Origin of the sequence: Enterococcus sp. AZ080, from assembly GCF_051714945.1 — a bacterium.
In the GTDB taxonomy this organism is placed as follows: domain Bacteria; phylum Bacillota; class Bacilli; order Lactobacillales; family Enterococcaceae; genus Enterococcus_B; species Enterococcus_B pernyi.
Map to the genome: position 1 here is coordinate 2,000,877 of NZ_JBIOSV010000001.1, position 16,194 is coordinate 2,017,070.

A 16,194-nucleotide genomic window follows, 5' to 3' on the forward strand; every position below is an offset into this window, starting at 1 on the left:
AGAAAAATCGAAAATGGCTTTTTCATTTTTTATTTTTTTGACTTATGTCCGAAGTGTTGCTTCTTGAACACCGTTTATCTAGGTTGTGAAAGAAGCGACTTGACCTGAGCAGTAAGATAGAAAATTGAAAAATAGTTTTTCATATTTTACAATTTTTTAGCTTAGTGTTGAAGGTCAGCTTCTTGAACACCATTTATTCATTTTTAGAAGGAACAGGATATCTAATGTACCCGATCCTTAAAATTTATGAAATGGATAACAACAAACAATTAATCATCGCCAAATCTCGAATAATTGTCTTCTATATTAATAAAAAAGCCAACTTCCAAAAATATATCTCTCTTTTCGGAAGTTGGCGCTTATTTCTCAGAAATACTGATCAGCATTTGACAAAAATCAGCGAATGATTTTTATCTTTGATTAGTCTCTTCGTTATGATTTGTGTTCAACTCAGTGATTTTACCTGTAGCTAGATACACGATCCATTCACAGATATTTGTTACGTAATCACCGATCCGCTCTAAATAACTTGCTACGTTGACATAGTCCGTTCCACTGATAACAGTTTCGGGATTTGCTTGCATATTTTTGATCGTTGCATTGTAGATCCGATTGAATGATTCATTGACACGATGATCCATATTTGCAATCGTACGTGCATCCTTTTCATCTGTTTTAACGTAAGCGACTAAGACATTATCTACCATTTTTTTGACATAATCAGACATATCAGAGATTTCTTTTTCGATTTCAGGAATTCTTGTTTCTCCTTTAAGACGAATCGTTGACTTGGCGATTGATACTGCGTGGTCAGCCATACGCTCTAAATCTGAACTTGCTTTCATGACTGTGATGATCGTTCGTAGATCAGTTGTCACCGGTTGTTGCAAAGCAATCATTTCAAAACTTTTTTTCTCTAATCGTGTTTCCATATCATTGATTGTAATGTCATTTTCAATTACTTCTTTTGCAAGAACTTTGTCGTGTTTTGTATAAGAGCGCACTGATTTATGCACGGCATTACTAACCATCATTCCCATTTCGTAAAATTGATTATGAAGGTTCAATAATTCTTCTTCAAATTGTGTTCGTAACATCCTCTTTCCTCCTTATCCGAATCGTCCTGAGATATAATCTTCCGTTTCTTTTTTATCAGGATTCATAAATATTTTTTTCGTATTGTTGAACTCGATCAAATTGCCATCTAAGAAGAAAGCTGTTTTGTCTGAGATACGTGATGCTTGTGACATATTGTGAGTCACAATGATCATCGTATAGCGTTCTCTTAATTCTAATAACATACTTTCTATTTTACCAGTAGAGACTGGATCTAAGGCACTAGTTGGCTCATCTAATAAAATAATTTCTGGATTGACAGCTAACACACGGGCAATACACACTCGCTGTTGTTGTCCACCTGATAAAGACAACGCACTTTTATGCAATTTATCTTTGACATCTTCCCAAACAGATGCTGCTTTCAAGCTCTCTTCTACTACTTGGTCTAACACTTTTTTGTCTTTTTCACCTTTGATTTTCAACCCATAAATGACATTTTCATAGATGGAGAATGGAAAAGGATTTGGTTGTTGGAACACCATACCGATTTCTTTACGTAGTCCAACGATATCCGTTTTAGGACTGTAGATATCATTGCCCTTGTAAACGACACTACCAGTGATCGTTACACCTGGGATCAAATCATTCATACGATTCAATGAACGTAAATAAGTAGATTTCCCACAACCAGATGGTCCGATCATTGCAGTGATCTCGCCTTTATTGAAACTTAGATCAATGCCTTTCAAGGCTTCTTTTTCCCCATAATACAGATGAAGATCTTTTGATGAGATAATTTCTTTTGTCATAGCAAGTCCTCCGTCTTAACCAAAATGACCGGACACATAGTCTTCAGTTGCCTGAATCTTAGGTCTAGTAAATATCTTATTCGTCTTGTCATACTCGATCACATTTCCAAGATAGAAGAACGCAGTGTAATCGCTGATCCGGGCAGCTTGTTGCATATTGTGAGTCACAATAATAATCGTATAATCTTCTTTTAAGTTGACTAACGTTTCTTCAACAGTCCCAGTAGAAATCGGGTCTAACGCACTCGCTGGTTCATCAAGCAATAAAATATCTGGTTTCATCGCGATTGCACGAGCGATACAAAGACGTTGCTGTTGTCCACCTGATAACGCCAAAGCACTTTTATTCAAACTATCTTTGACTTGATCCCATAATGCCGCTTGCTTCAAACTAGTTTCGACGATCTCATCTAGTTTTTGTTTGTTTTTCTCACCATGCTGTTTCAAGGCAAACGTAATATTGTCATAGATTGATTTACTAAAAGGATTCGGACGTTGGAACACCATGCCGATTCGTTTGCGCATTTCGTAAACGTCGATTTGTGGTGCATTGACATCGACTTCTTTATACATGATCTTTCCAGTGATCTTCGTGTTTGCGATCCCATCGTTCATTCGATTCAATGAACGTAGATAAGTGGACTTCCCACACCCTGATGGTCCGATCAATGCAGTGATTTTATTCTTTTCAAATTCAAGATTGACACCTTTAATGGCTTCGTTATCGCCATACCATACATGCAAATCATCTGTATATAGCGCGATATCTTTTTCAGCGCCCATTTTGATGATGTTGGTTTCATTCATATTATATTCTTTCATTCTGCTTCTTCTCCTTAAGCTGAAGTCATTTTACGGTGCAGACGTTTTCCAATTGCTCGAGCACCAAAGTTGAATAGTAACACAGCGATGATCAATACTGCAGAAGCTCCTGCCGAAACGGAAACCCCATCGGGCATCGTTCCTTCTGTATTGATTTTCCAAATGTGGACAGCTAGTGTTTCAGCTTGTCGGAAGATACCGATCGGGCTGGAAATGCTAAATGGATTCCAGTTAGTAAAATCTAAGGCTGGCGCACTTTGACCAGCGGTATAGATCAACGCTGCGGCCTCACCGAAAATACGGCCAGAACTCAAGATGACCCCCGTCAAAATACCTGGTGTCGCTTCAGGAACAACGACACGAAGCACTGTTTCCCAACGAGACAATCCTAGAGCTAAACCAGCTTCGCGTTGTGTGTAATGAACTGCTTGTAAAGATTCTTCGACTGTCCGAGTCAATAAAGGCAAGTTGAATACGGTTAATGCCAAGGCACCTGAAATGATCGAGAACCCATATTGGAATTGGATAACGAAAACCAAGAAACCAAAGAGACCGACAACGACAGAAGGCAATGAGCTAAGAATCTCAATGGATGTGCGGATGACATCTGTCAACCAGTTTTTACCTGCATACTCAGACAAGTAGATTCCTGCACCCAGTGAAATCGGAAAACTGATGATCATTGTGATGATCAGTAAATAGATAGAGTTGAATAATTGGATTCCAATTCCTCCGCCAGTTTGATACGCTTTTGACGATTCAGTCAAAAATGCCCAAGAGATATGTGGAATACCGCGAACTAAGATATAAAGAAGCAACGCAGCGAGGATCAGGACGATGATGCCTGAAATCACATATAAGACACCTGTTGCTATTTTATCAGAACGTTTTGCATTCATTATTTCAATTCTCCCTTCTTACCAATCAAGCGGATAACGATATTAAAGAATAATGACATCAAGAGTAGGATCAAGGCTAGAGACCACAACACGTTGTTTTCAACGGTACCCATGATCGTATTTCCGATACCCATCGTCAAGATCGATGTCAGCGTTGCAGCTGGAGTGGTAAAGCTTGTTGGCATCAATGCCGCATTACCGATAACCATTTGGATCGCTAAGGCTTCACCAAAGGCACGAGCCATCCCAAAGACGATAGCTGTCAAGATTCCTGGAATTGCTGCGCGTAAGACTACTTTATATGTGGTTTGCCATCTCGTTGCTCCTAATGCAAGAGAAGCTTCACGATAGTGTCTTGGTACGGCTTTTAACGCATCGACTGTCATCGTCGTAACCGTTGGTAAGATCATTACGAACAACACAAATGTTCCGGCTAAAATACCAAAACCCGTTCCGCCAAAAATGCCGCGAATGAATGGAACGATGACGGATAGACCGATAAACCCATAAACAACTGAAGGAATACCTACAAGTAGTTCAATGACCGGTTGTAAAATCTTTGTTCCGTTTTTCGGAGAGATTTCTGTCATGAACACAGCTGCTCCGATGGCAAAAGGTGTTGCAATGATCGCAGATAAAAAAGTAACGATAAACGAACCCGCGATCATTGGTAGAGCTCCTACCATTGGTTTTCCATCCGGCCCGAGTGCGCTTGGATTCCAATTTGTTCCAAATAAGAAATCAAAAACATTGATTTTATCAACAAAAAAGGTCGCTAACCCTTTGCTGGCAACAAAATAAAATATTGCTAAAACAACCACTACAATCAATGCAATACATAAAAAGCTGATAAACTTTCCACGTTGTTCCATTTTCGAGCGCTTGGATTTAGTTACTAGTGCTTTTTTTACATCTTCCACAGATGATTCCTCCTTGGTCCTTTAACATACCTATACAGTCTACTAAGCGAATATCAATTTGATTTTAATAACATGTAAATTTTTTGCTAACTTTGTAAATTTTGTGTAAAGATGGTTAATTCACCACATTACCTTCCCAATCGCGTTCAACTTTCATACTCGACACTGGAATATAGCCTAAATCTCCAACGATATTTTTTTGCACTTCATCTGATAAGATATAAGCTAAAAAGTCTTTCGTTAATTGACTTGTCTCTTTTCGCGTATACATATGCTCATAAGCCCAAATCGTCCAATCATTTGTTGTGACATTCTTGTCTGTTGGCTCGACTCCGTCGATTTTCAGTGTATCCACATCTTTTGATACATAAGAGAATGCGACATAGCTGATTGCTCCTGGGGTATCCGCAACGATTTGACGGACCATTCCACTAGAATCTTGTTCTTGGGAACGAATCGCTGTTTCACCGTCTAAGACCCATTTTTCAAAAGTTGCTCTCGTTCCACTACCTGCAGCACGGTTCAAGATCACGATTGGCTGATCTTTCCCACCTAGTTGTTTCCAGTTCGTCAGTTCACCAGTAAATACTTTTTTCAAGTCTTCCATCGAAATGTTGTCAATGCCGACTTCTTTGTTGACAATTGGTGTAATGCCCACTACTGCTACTCGATGGTCAATCAGCGCGGACGCATCGATCCCTGATTTCTCCTCTGCGAACAAATCAGAATTACCGATCTCAACAGCACCTGATTGGACTTGCGATAAACCAGTACCACTTCCGCCACCTTGTACATTGATAAATTTGCCGGGATTTTCTGATTGATATGTCTCAGCAACCGTTTCAACTAAAGGTTGTAAAGCGGATGATCCCACCGCTGTGATCGATTCACCTTGGTCGACCAGGTTTGAACACCCAGACATTGTTATAAATAGTGCTATCATTGGTATTAATAATCGTAATTTTTTCATTAGAAATCTCCTTCAATCCTAAAGTATTTCCATTTTAACATTTTCACTATTACTTGAAAATCAATTGATTTTATTAAATAACAAATAATTTAATTTAATTAAAAAAAATACTATCTCAATAAATTTTTCTATGCTATACTGGCATTGAAATGTGTCTCTGTACCAAGCAAGCATTAACTTATTTCTTGCTTTCCCCAAAAAACAAGAAATACCCCAAAAGTTAATTCCCGCTCTTGCGAGACGCTTTCTCCATTTCTTGTAATAAAACTACAGAAATGGCCCCGATAGAAAAGGACATGAAAATCTGCTCTTATGAGTCTATTTCATGTCCTTTTTTGTTCAGTTTTTTACAAGAGTGGTGAAACAAGTCGAGCCAATCCCTCTTTTAGCTTGATCATCCAGCCCCGAGCCTCGTAACGTTCTTTTGTCAAACGCTCAGAAACTTTTGCATCTTCAAAAAATGCCCCTCGCACTTGAGTTGCGAGCCGTTCGTCATAGATCAGTGTATTGACCTCAAAATCTAAACGGAAAGAACGAACGTCGATGTTTGCTGAACCTACGGAAACGATTCCGCTATCGATGATCATTGTCTTCGCATGAATAAATCCATTTTCATAAGTTTCGATGACAGCACCATATTCGATCAATTCAGCAGCAAAAGAATACGTTGCCCAATACACTAATGGGTGATCTGGTTTATTGGGAATCTGCAAATGGACCTTCACACCGGATAGCAATGCCAATTTCAACGCTTCATGGATTGATTCATCTGGAATATAATAAGGCGTTTGGATCAAAATCTCCCGCTTGGCCAGTGAGATCATTTTAAGGTACGTCATTTTGATTTGTTCATGTTCTGAGTCTGGTCCACTCGTCACGACCTGTAAAGCAATCTCACCGGTTGATGCAATACTTGGGAAAAAGCGCGCCGCATAATGCACTTCTTTTGTATGTTGAGAATTCCAATCCATCAAAAAGCGATTTTGTAGCGCATAGACTCCTTCACCATAGATACGCAAATGATTATCTCGCCAATAACCAAATTTTTGCACGAGACCTAAATACTCATTTCCCACATTGAATCCACCTGTATAACCAATTTTCCCATCGATTACTACGATCTTTCGATGATTACGATAATTGATTCGCGGGTTCAGATAAGGAACAAAAAGCGGAAAAAAGAAAGCAACTTCTCCACCAGCTTCTTTTAACTCATGGAAAAACTTGGTTGAAACTTCCGTCGATCCCCACGCATCTAGTAAAACTCTTACTTGTACCCCTCTGCGAGCAGCAGAAGTTAATGCTTGGCAGACCTCGATCCCTAAGCTATCGCTGCGATAAATATAATATTGTAGATGGATGTGGTCAGTTGCCTGTTCAATATCCTCGATCAACCGGTCAAATTTTTCTCTGCCATCGGTGAACAGCGTCACATCATTGCTTGTGGTATACAGTGTGCTTTCTCCAACAGTTAACATATAAATCAACTGTTTGACATCCACTTGTCCAGTCGGAGGATGTGGGTATAATCCCCGCATCAATGCCTGTCGATCCTCTTCGATCTCTAAGTTCTTACCGATCTTTCCTTGAATCTTCAAATCAAATATCTTATCTTTTGAAATCCCACGTCCAAAGAAAATGTAAAGGAAAAAACCTAGTATCGGGATAAAAGTCAATACAAGTAACCATGCCCAAGTTTGAGCAGTTTCTTTTCTTTCGGTAAAAACGATCACTAAAGATAATAATGTGTTCGTAAGCAGTAAGATCGTCGAAAAATTGTCAAAAATAATATCCATTGCCTCACCTCTTATCCGGCTATCCTCCTTAGGATAGCGAAGTTGTTTTTTAAAGTAAAGAAAAACCACTGATTTGTCTACCAGAAAAACCGACTTCCTTAGAATACTATAGATAGAAAGGAAAGAGTAAGTTTATTTTTCTATAAAATAGATTTTTCGAGAATGAAAATTTTTACAAAAAAAAACCAGCAGGATCGCTCCCACTGGTCTGCTTCATATCTTTGACTAAAATTTCAAGAATCTTCTCATTGAAATAATCGAACCTAATGAACCAATAATGACACCAATACCGGCCATCAATGCGTCGATTTTCCAAACGATATCCTGTGGCTGTATCAATGAGTAATTTGAACGCAACAAGGTTGGGTTGAGCAATTTGTAGATTTCCTGATACCCAAATGTGAGAATCAATACAGGAATAATGGCTCCAATCAAGCCGATCCAACCTCCTTCAAGGAAGAAAGGCCAACGGATATAGCCATTCTTGGCACCAACTAAACGCATGATCTGGATCTCTCTTTGACGTGAAATGATCGTGATACGAATCGTATTTGAGATCAAGAACATCGCGACAAATAATAGCAAGGCAGCTGCTGCTAATCCCCATGTACGTACTGCCGCAGCAATATCAAAGATTCGGTCAGACGAAGTGCCACCATAATCCGAACGGAAAACATTTTTCAACTTCGCGGCTTCTTCAGAAACTTCTTTAGTATAAGAAGGTTGTGTCGTTGTTACAACGTATACATCGTATAACGGATTGCCGTCTCCCTCAAACAAACTCCAAGAATCACCCATTTGATCCTGGATTTTCTTTAATTCTTGGTCTTTACTTGAAAATTCAACTTTGTTGACGTGTTCAAGTTCATTCAATTCTTTTTCGAGTGTTTTCATATCTTTCTCATTCGTCCCGATATCAACGAACACAGAAACATCTACGTTACCTTCGATGTCTTCGGCTAATTTAGTCGCATTCATGATGATTGCCATAAATACACCAACCAAAGTCAGTGTGATCGTCACCGCACTGATTGATGCGATGGTCATCCAACCGTTTCGTTTTAAACTTTTGATACTTTCTAATAAATGACGGAAAAAGGTTCTAATCATCGTATCCATATTCCCCTTCCGCTTGGTCACGAATAATCCGGCCATTTTCAATGGCGATTACGCGGTGACGAATTGTATTAACGATCGTACTGTTATGTGTAGCCATAACAACAGTCGTTCCTTGCGCATTGATCCTATCTAATAACTTCATGATTTCCCATGAGTTTTCCGGGTCTAAGTTTCCTGTCGGTTCATCTGCAATCAATACTTTTGGTGTATTCACGATTGCTCGAGCAATCGAAACACGCTGTTGTTCCCCACCTGATAATTCACTTGGGAAAACACGTACTTTATGTTTCAAGCCGACTAAGTCTAAAACTTCCATGACACGTTTTTTTATGTCACGAGGTTTTCTACCGATGACTTGCATCGCATATGCGACATTTTCATATACTGTTTTTCGAGGCAACAATTTATAGTCTTGGAAAACTACTCCGATTTCTCTACGTAAATAAGGTACTTCACGATCTTTGATATTTATCAGATCATGGCCAGCAACGTTCAATGTTCCTTTCGTTGCTTTTTCTTCTCGGTACATCAATTTGATGAATGTAGATTTACCAGCACCAGATGGTCCTACTACATAAACAAACTCTCCTTGGTCAATGACGATCGAGAGATTTCGGATAGCTGTGGTACCATTTGAGTACTTCTTCATTACATCCTTCATTTCAATCATGGCGTTCTCTCCATATCTTTTCAGTCTTTAGTCATTATAGCATGGGAATGTTTCAGCTTGCTTTCGAAATCTTACAATTTTATTTCAATTTACTACTAATCGTAAGCATACTATATATGCATTTTTAAATAGCCATCGATAAATGGGTCTAACTCGCCATCCATCACCGCTTGGACATTTCCAGTTTCCACATTGGTCCGATGATCTTTGACCATCGAATACGGATGGAAAACATAAGAACGGATCTGTGAGCCCCAGCCGATTTCCATTTGTTCCCCACGTAATGCAGCTGCTTCTTGTTCTTTCTTTTCAACTTCCAATTGATAAAGTTTCGCTTTCAGCATCCCCATCGCTTGTTCACGGTTTTTTAATTGTGAGCGTTGTGCCTGACTGGCAACGACCGTTCCTGTTGGCAAATGCGTGATCCGTACAGCAGATTCTGTTTTGTTGATATGCTGTCCACCCGCTCCACTTGCTCGGTAAGTGTCGATCTTCAAATCATCAGGATTGACCTCGATGTCGATCATGTCATCTAATTCTGGCATGACATCGACCGAACAAAATGACGTATGTCGGCGTTTCGCCGAATCAAATGGCGAGATCCGAACAAGACGGTGAACGCCTTTTTCTGATTTCAGATAACCATAAGCATTATGCCCTTTGATCAATAATGTCACACTTTTGATTCCAGCTTCATCACCAGCCTGGTAATCTAACATTTCCACTTGGTAGTTGTGTTGCTCTGACCAACGGGTGTACATTCGTAACAACATACTTCCCCAGTCTTGAGATTCTGTTCCCCCAGCACCTGGATGCAGCTCGACGATGGCGTTATTGCGGTCATAAGGTCCGTCTAGTAACATGGCTAATTCGTAAGTCGTCATTTTTTCAGCTAACGCACTGATTCGCTCTTGTGCTTCTTCTTGCATTTGCGCATCTGGCTCTTCTTGTAACATTTCCACCATCAATTCTAGTTCTTCTAGCTCTTGTGCGAGTTCATTGAACTGATCATAGGTTTCTTTGTTTGCATTATTTTCATTGATCACTTTTTGTGCAGCTTCACTATCATCCCAAAAACCTGGTTCAGCCATTTTTGCTTCTGCTTCAGCAATATCTTCTTCCAGCTGATCTAAGTCAAAGAGACCCCCTAAAACTTGTGACTTTCTCTTGCATTTCGGTTAGGAGGTTTCGAATTTCAGAAATTTCCATTTCGATTTCCTTCTTTCTGTCTAATCTTCATTGTTTAGTCTACCAGAATCTTGAACGAACAGAAAGAATAAGATGCGACAAGCTTGCCACTTTCCCTTTTTCATTCCGTTCTTAATGGTAGTGTGTCCCAAAAGTAACCTCTTCGGAAATAAGGTGGAATCCACAAAAATTCAACGAACGATTTTTGCGGATTCCACCTTATTTCTTGAGGCTCAGTACTGCTTGACCTCAGGGAAGTCATAAAACAAAAAATAGTGCTTTAAGATTCCCTATCTATTTTAGTTTGTGAAAAGGAACGATCACTCTCATATGAGGGGAGTTCCTTTTCTGAATTGATCAAATCTTATTGTTCAGTATGAACGATTTCTTTCAATAGGAAAGATTACATTTCATTCTTGCCGTGACAATTTTTGTATTTTTTACCACTGCCACATGGACAAGGGTCATTACGACCAACTTTATTGACACTGACAGGCTGTGATTTCACATTCAATCGACTGTTTTCTTTCGCGTCGCCTTCTGTTGGTTGAACAGGCTGTCCTTGAGACACTTGTTCACGTTGGACGTTTTGACGGATCTCTGCTTTCATAAAGATACGTGTTACTTCGTATTCGATTGCACCAATCATGTCTTCAAACATTTTGTAGCCTTCTGTTTGATATTCGACAAGTGGATTGTTTTGTCCGTAAGCACGTAGTCCGATCGATTGACGTAATTGATCCATTGCATCGATGTGGTCTGTCCATTTTGAATCGACAACACGTAAGATCACGACTTTTTCAAACTCAAGTAATTGCTCAGGTCCATTTAGTTGTGAAGCTTTCGTATTAAAGATTTCTTGTGCTTTTTCATTTAAGAATTCTTTGATTTGTTGCGGTGTCTTGCCTTCTAGATCAGCCAATGAAATACTGTCTTCATGAACAAGTGTACTACCAGCAAAGTCAACGATCCCTTCAAGGTTCCAGTTTTCCTTTTCAAGTTGAGTATGTGCATCTACTACTCGACTGATCGTTCGTTTGACCATATTCATCAATGGTTCAGATAGACTTGTTTCTTCCATGATGACGTCTTGACGTTGTTTATAGATGACTTCACGTTGTTCACGCATCACGTCATCGTATTGAAGAACGTTTTTACGTGTGTCGTAGTTGTTTCCTTCTACACGTTTTTGCGCAGATTCAACTTGTTTCGACAACATCTTACTTTGGATCACTGCATCTTCTTCACCGATCTTCATGCGTTCCAAGAAAGCTTTGATTCGTTCTGAACCGAATCGTTTCATCAAGTCATCTTCAAGAGACAAGTAGAATTGTGACATCCCTGGATCTCCTTGACGACCGGCACGTCCACGTAACTGGTTATCGATACGTCTTGATTCGTGACGTTCTGTACCAATAACGGCTAATCCACCCAACTCACGAACACCTAGACCTAACTTGATATCCGTACCACGACCAGCCATGTTCGTTGCAATCGTAACTGCTCCTTTTTGACCAGCATTCATGATGATCTCGGCTTCTTTAAAGTGGTTTTTGGCATTTAGTACTTCATGAGGTACGCGTTCTCGGTTCAATAAATCAGAAAGCAATTCAGACGTTTCAACAGCGACAGTACCTACAAGAACAGGTTGTCCTTTACGGTAACGATCTTTGATATCTTGAACGACTGCATTGAACTTGCTTGTCAATGTCGGATATAACAAATCTGGACGATCATCACGAATGACCGGACGATTTGTAGGGATTTGAATGACTTGGATGTTGTAGATTTCTCTAAACTCTTCTTCTTCTGTCTTCGCTGTCCCTGTCATACCAGATAATTTCTTATACATACGGAAATAGTTTTGGAATGTGATCGATGCCATCGTTTTTGTTTCATCTTCGATCTCCACGCCTTCTTTGGCTTCAATCGCTTGGTGCAAGCCATCAGAATAACGGCGTCCATCCATGATACGACCAGTAAATTGGTCAACGATCATTACTTTTCCATCTTGGACCACATAGTCGATATCTAAAATCATGATATAGTTTGCGCGTAATGATTGATCGATATGATGCGTTAAAGCAGAATTTTCGATATCATATAAGTTATCTAAACCGAAAGTTTCTTCGGCTTTTTCAATTCCCGCTTCAGTCAAGCTGATCGTTTTTGATTGAACATCGATTTTATAATCTTCTTCTTCTTTCAATCGTTTGACAAAGTTATCAGCACGCGTATATAACGCAGTTGACTTTTCTGCTTGTCCAGAAATGATCAATGGCGTTCTTGCTTCATCGATCAAGATCGAATCGACTTCATCGACGATTGCATAGTTCAATGGACGTTGTACCATTTGATGACGATAAACGACCATGTTGTCTCTCAAATAGTCAAACCCTAGCTCGTTGTTTGTACTATACGTAATATCACAATTGTAGGCTTCACGTTTTTCATCTGCTGATTTTGAATTGATATTCAAACCAACTGTCAAACCTAAGAAGTTGTATAACTCACCCATCTCATTGGAGTCACGGGTAGACAAGTATTCATTGACAGTAACTACGTGAACGCCTTCTCCCGTCAAAGCATTTAAATAAACAGGCATCGTAGCAGTCAAGGTTTTCCCTTCACCGGTACGCATCTCTGGAATATTTCCATCATGAAGTACGATCCCCCCCATCAACTGCACAGGGTAAGGGTACAATCCTAATACGCGTTTTGCTGCTTCACGAACGACTGCGAAAGCTTCTGGTAAAAGTTGATCTAATGTTTCCCCTTTTTTATATCTTTCCTTAAATTCGGTTGTCTTTGCTTGTAATTGTTCATCTGTTAATGCTGCCATATCATCAGCATGAGCTTCGATTTTTTTTACAATACTTTCTAAACGTTTTAGTTCTTTCTTATCATTTTCGATAATCGAACGAATAAAATTGGCCATGCGTTGTTTAATCTCCTTTTATATAATATCCAAACTATGTAGACTCTGTTTCTTATTTTATCATTAGTTGTGGATAAATGAAATAACTTAAGACAATTAAAGTGATATCTTCATAATTATTTCATATTCTTTTTTATCTATTCAATCCGAAAAAAAAGCTTGCAGTAGTCATTAGAGACCACTGCAAGTTTTTCTCATGTTATTCTTTCGTTATTTATCAATCAGTTTCGATCAATCCATATTTGCCATCTTTACGACGGTAAACAATGCTTGTACCATTCGTTTCTGCATCTTCAAAGATGAAAAAGTTATGGCCTAACATATTCATTTGTAAAACAGCTTCTTCGCTGTCCATTGGTTTCAATGACAAGCGTTTTGTACGCACGATATCTAATTCAGACTCATTTTCTTCTTCGTCTTCATTATTGAACATAACCGCCGCATTTGCTGTATTCAAACCAGTTTCACGAGATTTGCGATTGATTTTTGTTTTAAATTTGCGGATTTGACGTTCCAATTTATCAACAACCAAATCAATACTTGCATATAGATCTGGTGAAGTTTCTTCGGCACGTAATACGAGATAAGGTAATGGAATCGTAACTTCCACTTTTGCTGTTTTTTCAGTATAAACTTTTAAATTCACATGCGCCGTAGCATCGGGAGCATCGCTGAAATAACGTTCTAATTTTCCTACTTTTTTCTCTACGTAGTCACGAATCGCTTCAGTTACTTCGATATTTTCGCCGCGTACATTATATCTAAACATAAAAACTACCCCTTTCATCTACCACAATCAAGAAGGAGAAGGACCACTCTTTCCCTCTTCTTACTTCTATTATATCGAACTCGTAAGCATTTGCAAACTAAATCGCTGTCATTTTACTGCTGTTTCTACAAAAAGCTTATCTAGCAAGTGAGAACGTCTGTACTTTATTGGGTGACTGCGCCAATAGGCAGGTCGCTGCATGGAACATCGTCTGGCCAGTCGTATAAACATCATCGATCAGTAAGATATTTTCCCCTTTGATTTTAAGCGTAGATGGCTGATAAACAAATGGTTGGGACGTAATCAAACGTTGCTCTCTTGTTTTTTTAGATTGCGGTGTATGGTGTTTTTCTCTGATCAGCAATTCTTGAAAAGGAAGCCCAGCAGCTCTCAATAGTTCACTCACTTGATTAAATCCCCTTTCGCTGATCCTTTCTGTAGACAATGGGATCGGACAAAAAACAAACGACTTATATTGTTTTCGTAATTCTTGTAACTCTAAGCTGAATGTGTGTGCCAACAGGATATCCCCCATGAATTTATATTGTTTGAGCCAAGTACGGAACGCGTGATCATAGCGGAAGAACGCACGATGACAAAAACGATAGTCAGGATAACGCGTACGCCAATGCAAGCAATCTCGGCAATAGTCAGGTTGATCAATCGCCTGTTTCGTCCATACTTTTTTGCAGCCTTCGCACTGATGGCTACTCTCCTGTTGTATTCGTTGGAATAAAAATTGACATTCCTGGCAACGTCTCGCTATTTTTTTCAGTCCAAGCAATTCACTAATTGTTATATTTCTACTAAATGTTTTCTTACAGTATACGCATCTCATCTCGTTGCTCTTTTCCTTTTTTATTCATTTGTTTGATTTCTTTACACGCCTTTGCGATAGCACGTGTCTTTTCTTCATAGAAAAAATAGACCTGACTATTGGTGAATCCTCCCTTTCGATCGGCACGTCCAGCAATTTGGACCAGTGATGATTTGCTGAATACCGGATGATCGGCGCCTAAAACAACGACTGAGATCCGTTCAAAAGTCACCCCGCGCTCTAAGATCATCGTTGTCAAAAACACATCGTAATGTTGCTCTCTCATATTTTGGACTTTGCTACTACGTGCTTCATCTTTTGATGAGGCGGATGTCATACGACAAGACAATTGTTTTTTTAATTGTTTCTCCAATTGCTCCATTAAAGAGATACTCGGGCAAAACAATAGCACATGGTTTTCTTTGACTAGCTCTTGGATCAAGCGACACAATCGTTGATTCTTTTTTGGGTGTAAACAGCGATTAGCCCACTGATCCCAAAAAAGCAGTTTCGGTTCTGGCAATAATCGTTGATGAAAGCGTAAAGCCAACTGATGAACAGTCATAGCTGTTCGGCTTTTTTTCAATAACTGGTCATCGGGTGTCGCACTTAAATATATCAGTTGGCCATTTCTTTGTAGCGCGGTTTCCACTGCATAAGCTAACCCTTGATCCCCCACAAATGGAAAAGCATCCACTTCATCTACTACTAAAAGAGCAAATGCTCGGTAAAAACGATACAACTGATGCGTCGTACAAATCACTAAAGAACCATAGCGATCAGGTTCGTCTAATTTCCCATGAAGCAGGCGGATCGTTTCTTCTGGGAAGACCTTGCTAAGTCGTAGGTATAATTCCTGACAAACATCGATCCTTGGTGAGGCGATAGCAACTCTCCTACCTTTAGCTAAGGTCTTTCGGATACTGGCGTAAAGCATCTCCGTCTTGCCTGAACCGGTAACTGCCCAAACCAAATGCTCACCCGATCGTTCACATAGATCATCCGAAATTTGCTGTTGTAGTGTTGTTAATTGACCTTCCCAACAGTGATTTATATGACGCTTCTTTCCATTTGGTTGTTCGAATAAGTAGAGCTGTTGCAGGGTATCGCAACGCCCCAAAAACAGACAGTGGGGACAGTAGTAGGTAGACGCATTGAGCCTTGCAGTTTGCAAAGGGGTCGTTTGACTGCAACGATTGCAATAAAGCTGCTTCTTTTTTATTGTGATTGCATCGACCACTACATAGTTCAATTTTTCATAAGAATGTTCATTCCCATATACTTCTTTAGTTAATAATCGCCGCCCAAAAAAATCTTCCGCTTGCATGTGCACTTCTCTCCCTTCGCAAAATAGATACGCCAAAAAAGAAATTCTTCATGCAGAATCAATCGGATTGATCCAATTAGAAAATCAGCTA

14 protein-coding genes are annotated in these 16,194 nt (G+C 39.5%); all 14 read right to left on the reverse strand.

Translation table 11 applies throughout. From position 1 onward, the window contains the following. Positions 1-410: 410 nt before the first annotated feature. The 14 genes from phoU to IGK01_RS09445 all read right to left on the reverse strand — a co-directional run bounded on the left by phoU (position 411) and on the right by IGK01_RS09445 (position 16,103). Positions 411-1,097: a phosphate signaling complex protein PhoU gene (gene phoU, locus IGK01_RS09380; RefSeq protein ID WP_010734921.1), complete on the reverse strand. Its 687-nt coding sequence runs from the start codon at positions 1,095-1,097 to the stop codon at positions 411-413. Between the two features lie 12 nt (positions 1,098-1,109). Continuing rightward, positions 1,110-1,868: a phosphate ABC transporter ATP-binding protein PstB gene (gene pstB, locus IGK01_RS09385; RefSeq protein ID WP_010734920.1), complete on the reverse strand. Its 759-nt coding sequence runs from the start codon at positions 1,866-1,868 to the stop codon at positions 1,110-1,112. Between the two features lie 15 nt (positions 1,869-1,883). Beyond that, positions 1,884-2,690 carry a phosphate ABC transporter ATP-binding protein PstB gene (gene pstB, locus IGK01_RS09390; protein WP_010734919.1) on the reverse strand — a complete coding sequence of 269 codons (807 nt, stop codon included), beginning with the start codon at positions 2,688-2,690 and terminating at the stop codon, positions 1,884-1,886. Positions 2,691-2,704: 14 nt separating this feature from the next. Beyond that, positions 2,705-3,589, reverse strand: coding sequence for a phosphate ABC transporter permease PstA (gene pstA / locus IGK01_RS09395; RefSeq protein ID WP_409173502.1), 885 nt, complete (start codon positions 3,587-3,589; stop codon positions 2,705-2,707). Further along, positions 3,589-4,509, reverse strand: coding sequence for a phosphate ABC transporter permease subunit PstC (gene pstC, locus IGK01_RS09400; RefSeq protein WP_034687410.1), 921 nt, complete (start codon positions 4,507-4,509; stop codon positions 3,589-3,591). Before pstC ends, pstA begins: the two co-directional genes overlap by 1 nt. A gap of 115 nt (positions 4,510-4,624) precedes the next feature. Next, positions 4,625-5,479, reverse strand: a complete 855-nt coding sequence (locus IGK01_RS09405) for a phosphate ABC transporter substrate-binding protein PstS (protein WP_010734916.1) — start codon at positions 5,477-5,479, stop codon at positions 4,625-4,627. 347 nt (positions 5,480-5,826) lie between these two features. Next, a complete protein-coding gene (gene cls, locus IGK01_RS09410) occupies positions 5,827-7,275 on the reverse strand; it encodes a cardiolipin synthase (protein WP_010734915.1) in 1,449 nt (482 codons plus the stop codon). Positions 7,276-7,500: 225 nt separating this feature from the next. Continuing rightward, complete coding sequence (gene ftsX, locus IGK01_RS09415) at positions 7,501-8,385, reverse strand: permease-like cell division protein FtsX (RefSeq protein WP_282568476.1); 885 nt, start codon at positions 8,383-8,385, stop codon at positions 7,501-7,503. Further along, a complete protein-coding gene (gene ftsE / locus IGK01_RS09420) occupies positions 8,378-9,064 on the reverse strand; it encodes a cell division ATP-binding protein FtsE (RefSeq protein ID WP_010734913.1) in 687 nt (228 codons plus the stop codon). The genes ftsX and ftsE overlap by 8 nt, the downstream gene beginning before the upstream one ends. Before the next feature lie 110 nt (positions 9,065-9,174). Next, positions 9,175-10,273 (reverse strand): peptide chain release factor 2 gene (gene prfB / locus IGK01_RS09425; RefSeq protein WP_178946468.1). Its coding sequence is split into 2 segments (ribosomal slippage): positions 9,175-10,200 and positions 10,202-10,273, totalling 1,098 coding nucleotides; the frame shifts between segments, so codons are not numbered across the junction. Between the two features lie 382 nt (positions 10,274-10,655). Further along, complete coding sequence (gene secA / locus IGK01_RS09430) at positions 10,656-13,190, reverse strand: preprotein translocase subunit SecA (protein WP_438840692.1); 2,535 nt, start codon at positions 13,188-13,190, stop codon at positions 10,656-10,658. 217 nt (positions 13,191-13,407) lie between these two features. Next, positions 13,408-13,959 (reverse strand): ribosome hibernation-promoting factor, HPF/YfiA family, encoded by a 552-nt coding sequence (gene hpf / locus IGK01_RS09435; protein ID WP_010734910.1) that lies wholly within the window; start codon positions 13,957-13,959, stop codon positions 13,408-13,410. Positions 13,960-14,095: 136 nt separating this feature from the next. Continuing rightward, a complete protein-coding gene (locus IGK01_RS09440; protein WP_438840693.1) occupies positions 14,096-14,797 on the reverse strand; it encodes a ComF family protein in 702 nt (233 codons plus the stop codon). After that, positions 14,778-16,103: a DEAD/DEAH box helicase gene (locus IGK01_RS09445; protein ID WP_010734908.1), complete on the reverse strand. Its 1,326-nt coding sequence runs from the start codon at positions 16,101-16,103 to the stop codon at positions 14,778-14,780. The genes IGK01_RS09440 and IGK01_RS09445 overlap by 20 nt, the downstream gene beginning before the upstream one ends. Between the last annotated feature and the right edge of the window lie 91 nt (positions 16,104-16,194).

Coding starts and splice junctions, on each gene's coding strand:
- phoU (WP_010734921.1), bottom strand. CDS start 1,097: ATGTTACGAACACAATTTGAAGAAGAATTATTGAACCTTCATAATCAA.
- pstB (WP_010734920.1), bottom strand. CDS start 1,868: ATGACAAAAGAAATTATCTCATCAAAAGATCTTCATCTGTATTATGGG.
- pstB (WP_010734919.1), bottom strand. CDS start 2,690: ATGAAAGAATATAATATGAATGAAACCAACATCATCAAAATGGGCGCT.
- pstA (WP_409173502.1), bottom strand. CDS start 3,589: ATGAATGCAAAACGTTCTGATAAAATAGCAACAGGTGTCTTATATGTG.
- IGK01_RS09405 (WP_010734916.1), bottom strand. CDS start 5,479: ATGAAAAAATTACGATTATTAATACCAATGATAGCACTATTTATAACA.
- cls (WP_010734915.1), bottom strand. CDS start 7,275: ATGGATATTATTTTTGACAATTTTTCGACGATCTTACTGCTTACGAAC.
- ftsX (WP_282568476.1), bottom strand. CDS start 8,385: ATGATTAGAACCTTTTTCCGTCATTTATTAGAAAGTATCAAAAGTTTA.
- ftsE (WP_010734913.1), bottom strand. CDS start 9,064: ATGATTGAAATGAAGGATGTAATGAAGAAGTACTCAAATGGTACCACA.
- secA (WP_438840692.1), bottom strand. CDS start 13,190: ATGGCCAATTTTATTCGTTCGATTATCGAAAATGATAAGAAAGAACTA.
- hpf (WP_010734910.1), bottom strand. CDS start 13,959: ATGTTTAGATATAATGTACGCGGCGAAAATATCGAAGTAACTGAAGCG.
- IGK01_RS09440 (WP_438840693.1), bottom strand. CDS start 14,797: ATGAGATGCGTATACTGTAAGAAAACATTTAGTAGAAATATAACAATT.
- IGK01_RS09445 (WP_010734908.1), bottom strand. CDS start 16,103: ATGCAAGCGGAAGATTTTTTTGGGCGGCGATTATTAACTAAAGAAGTA.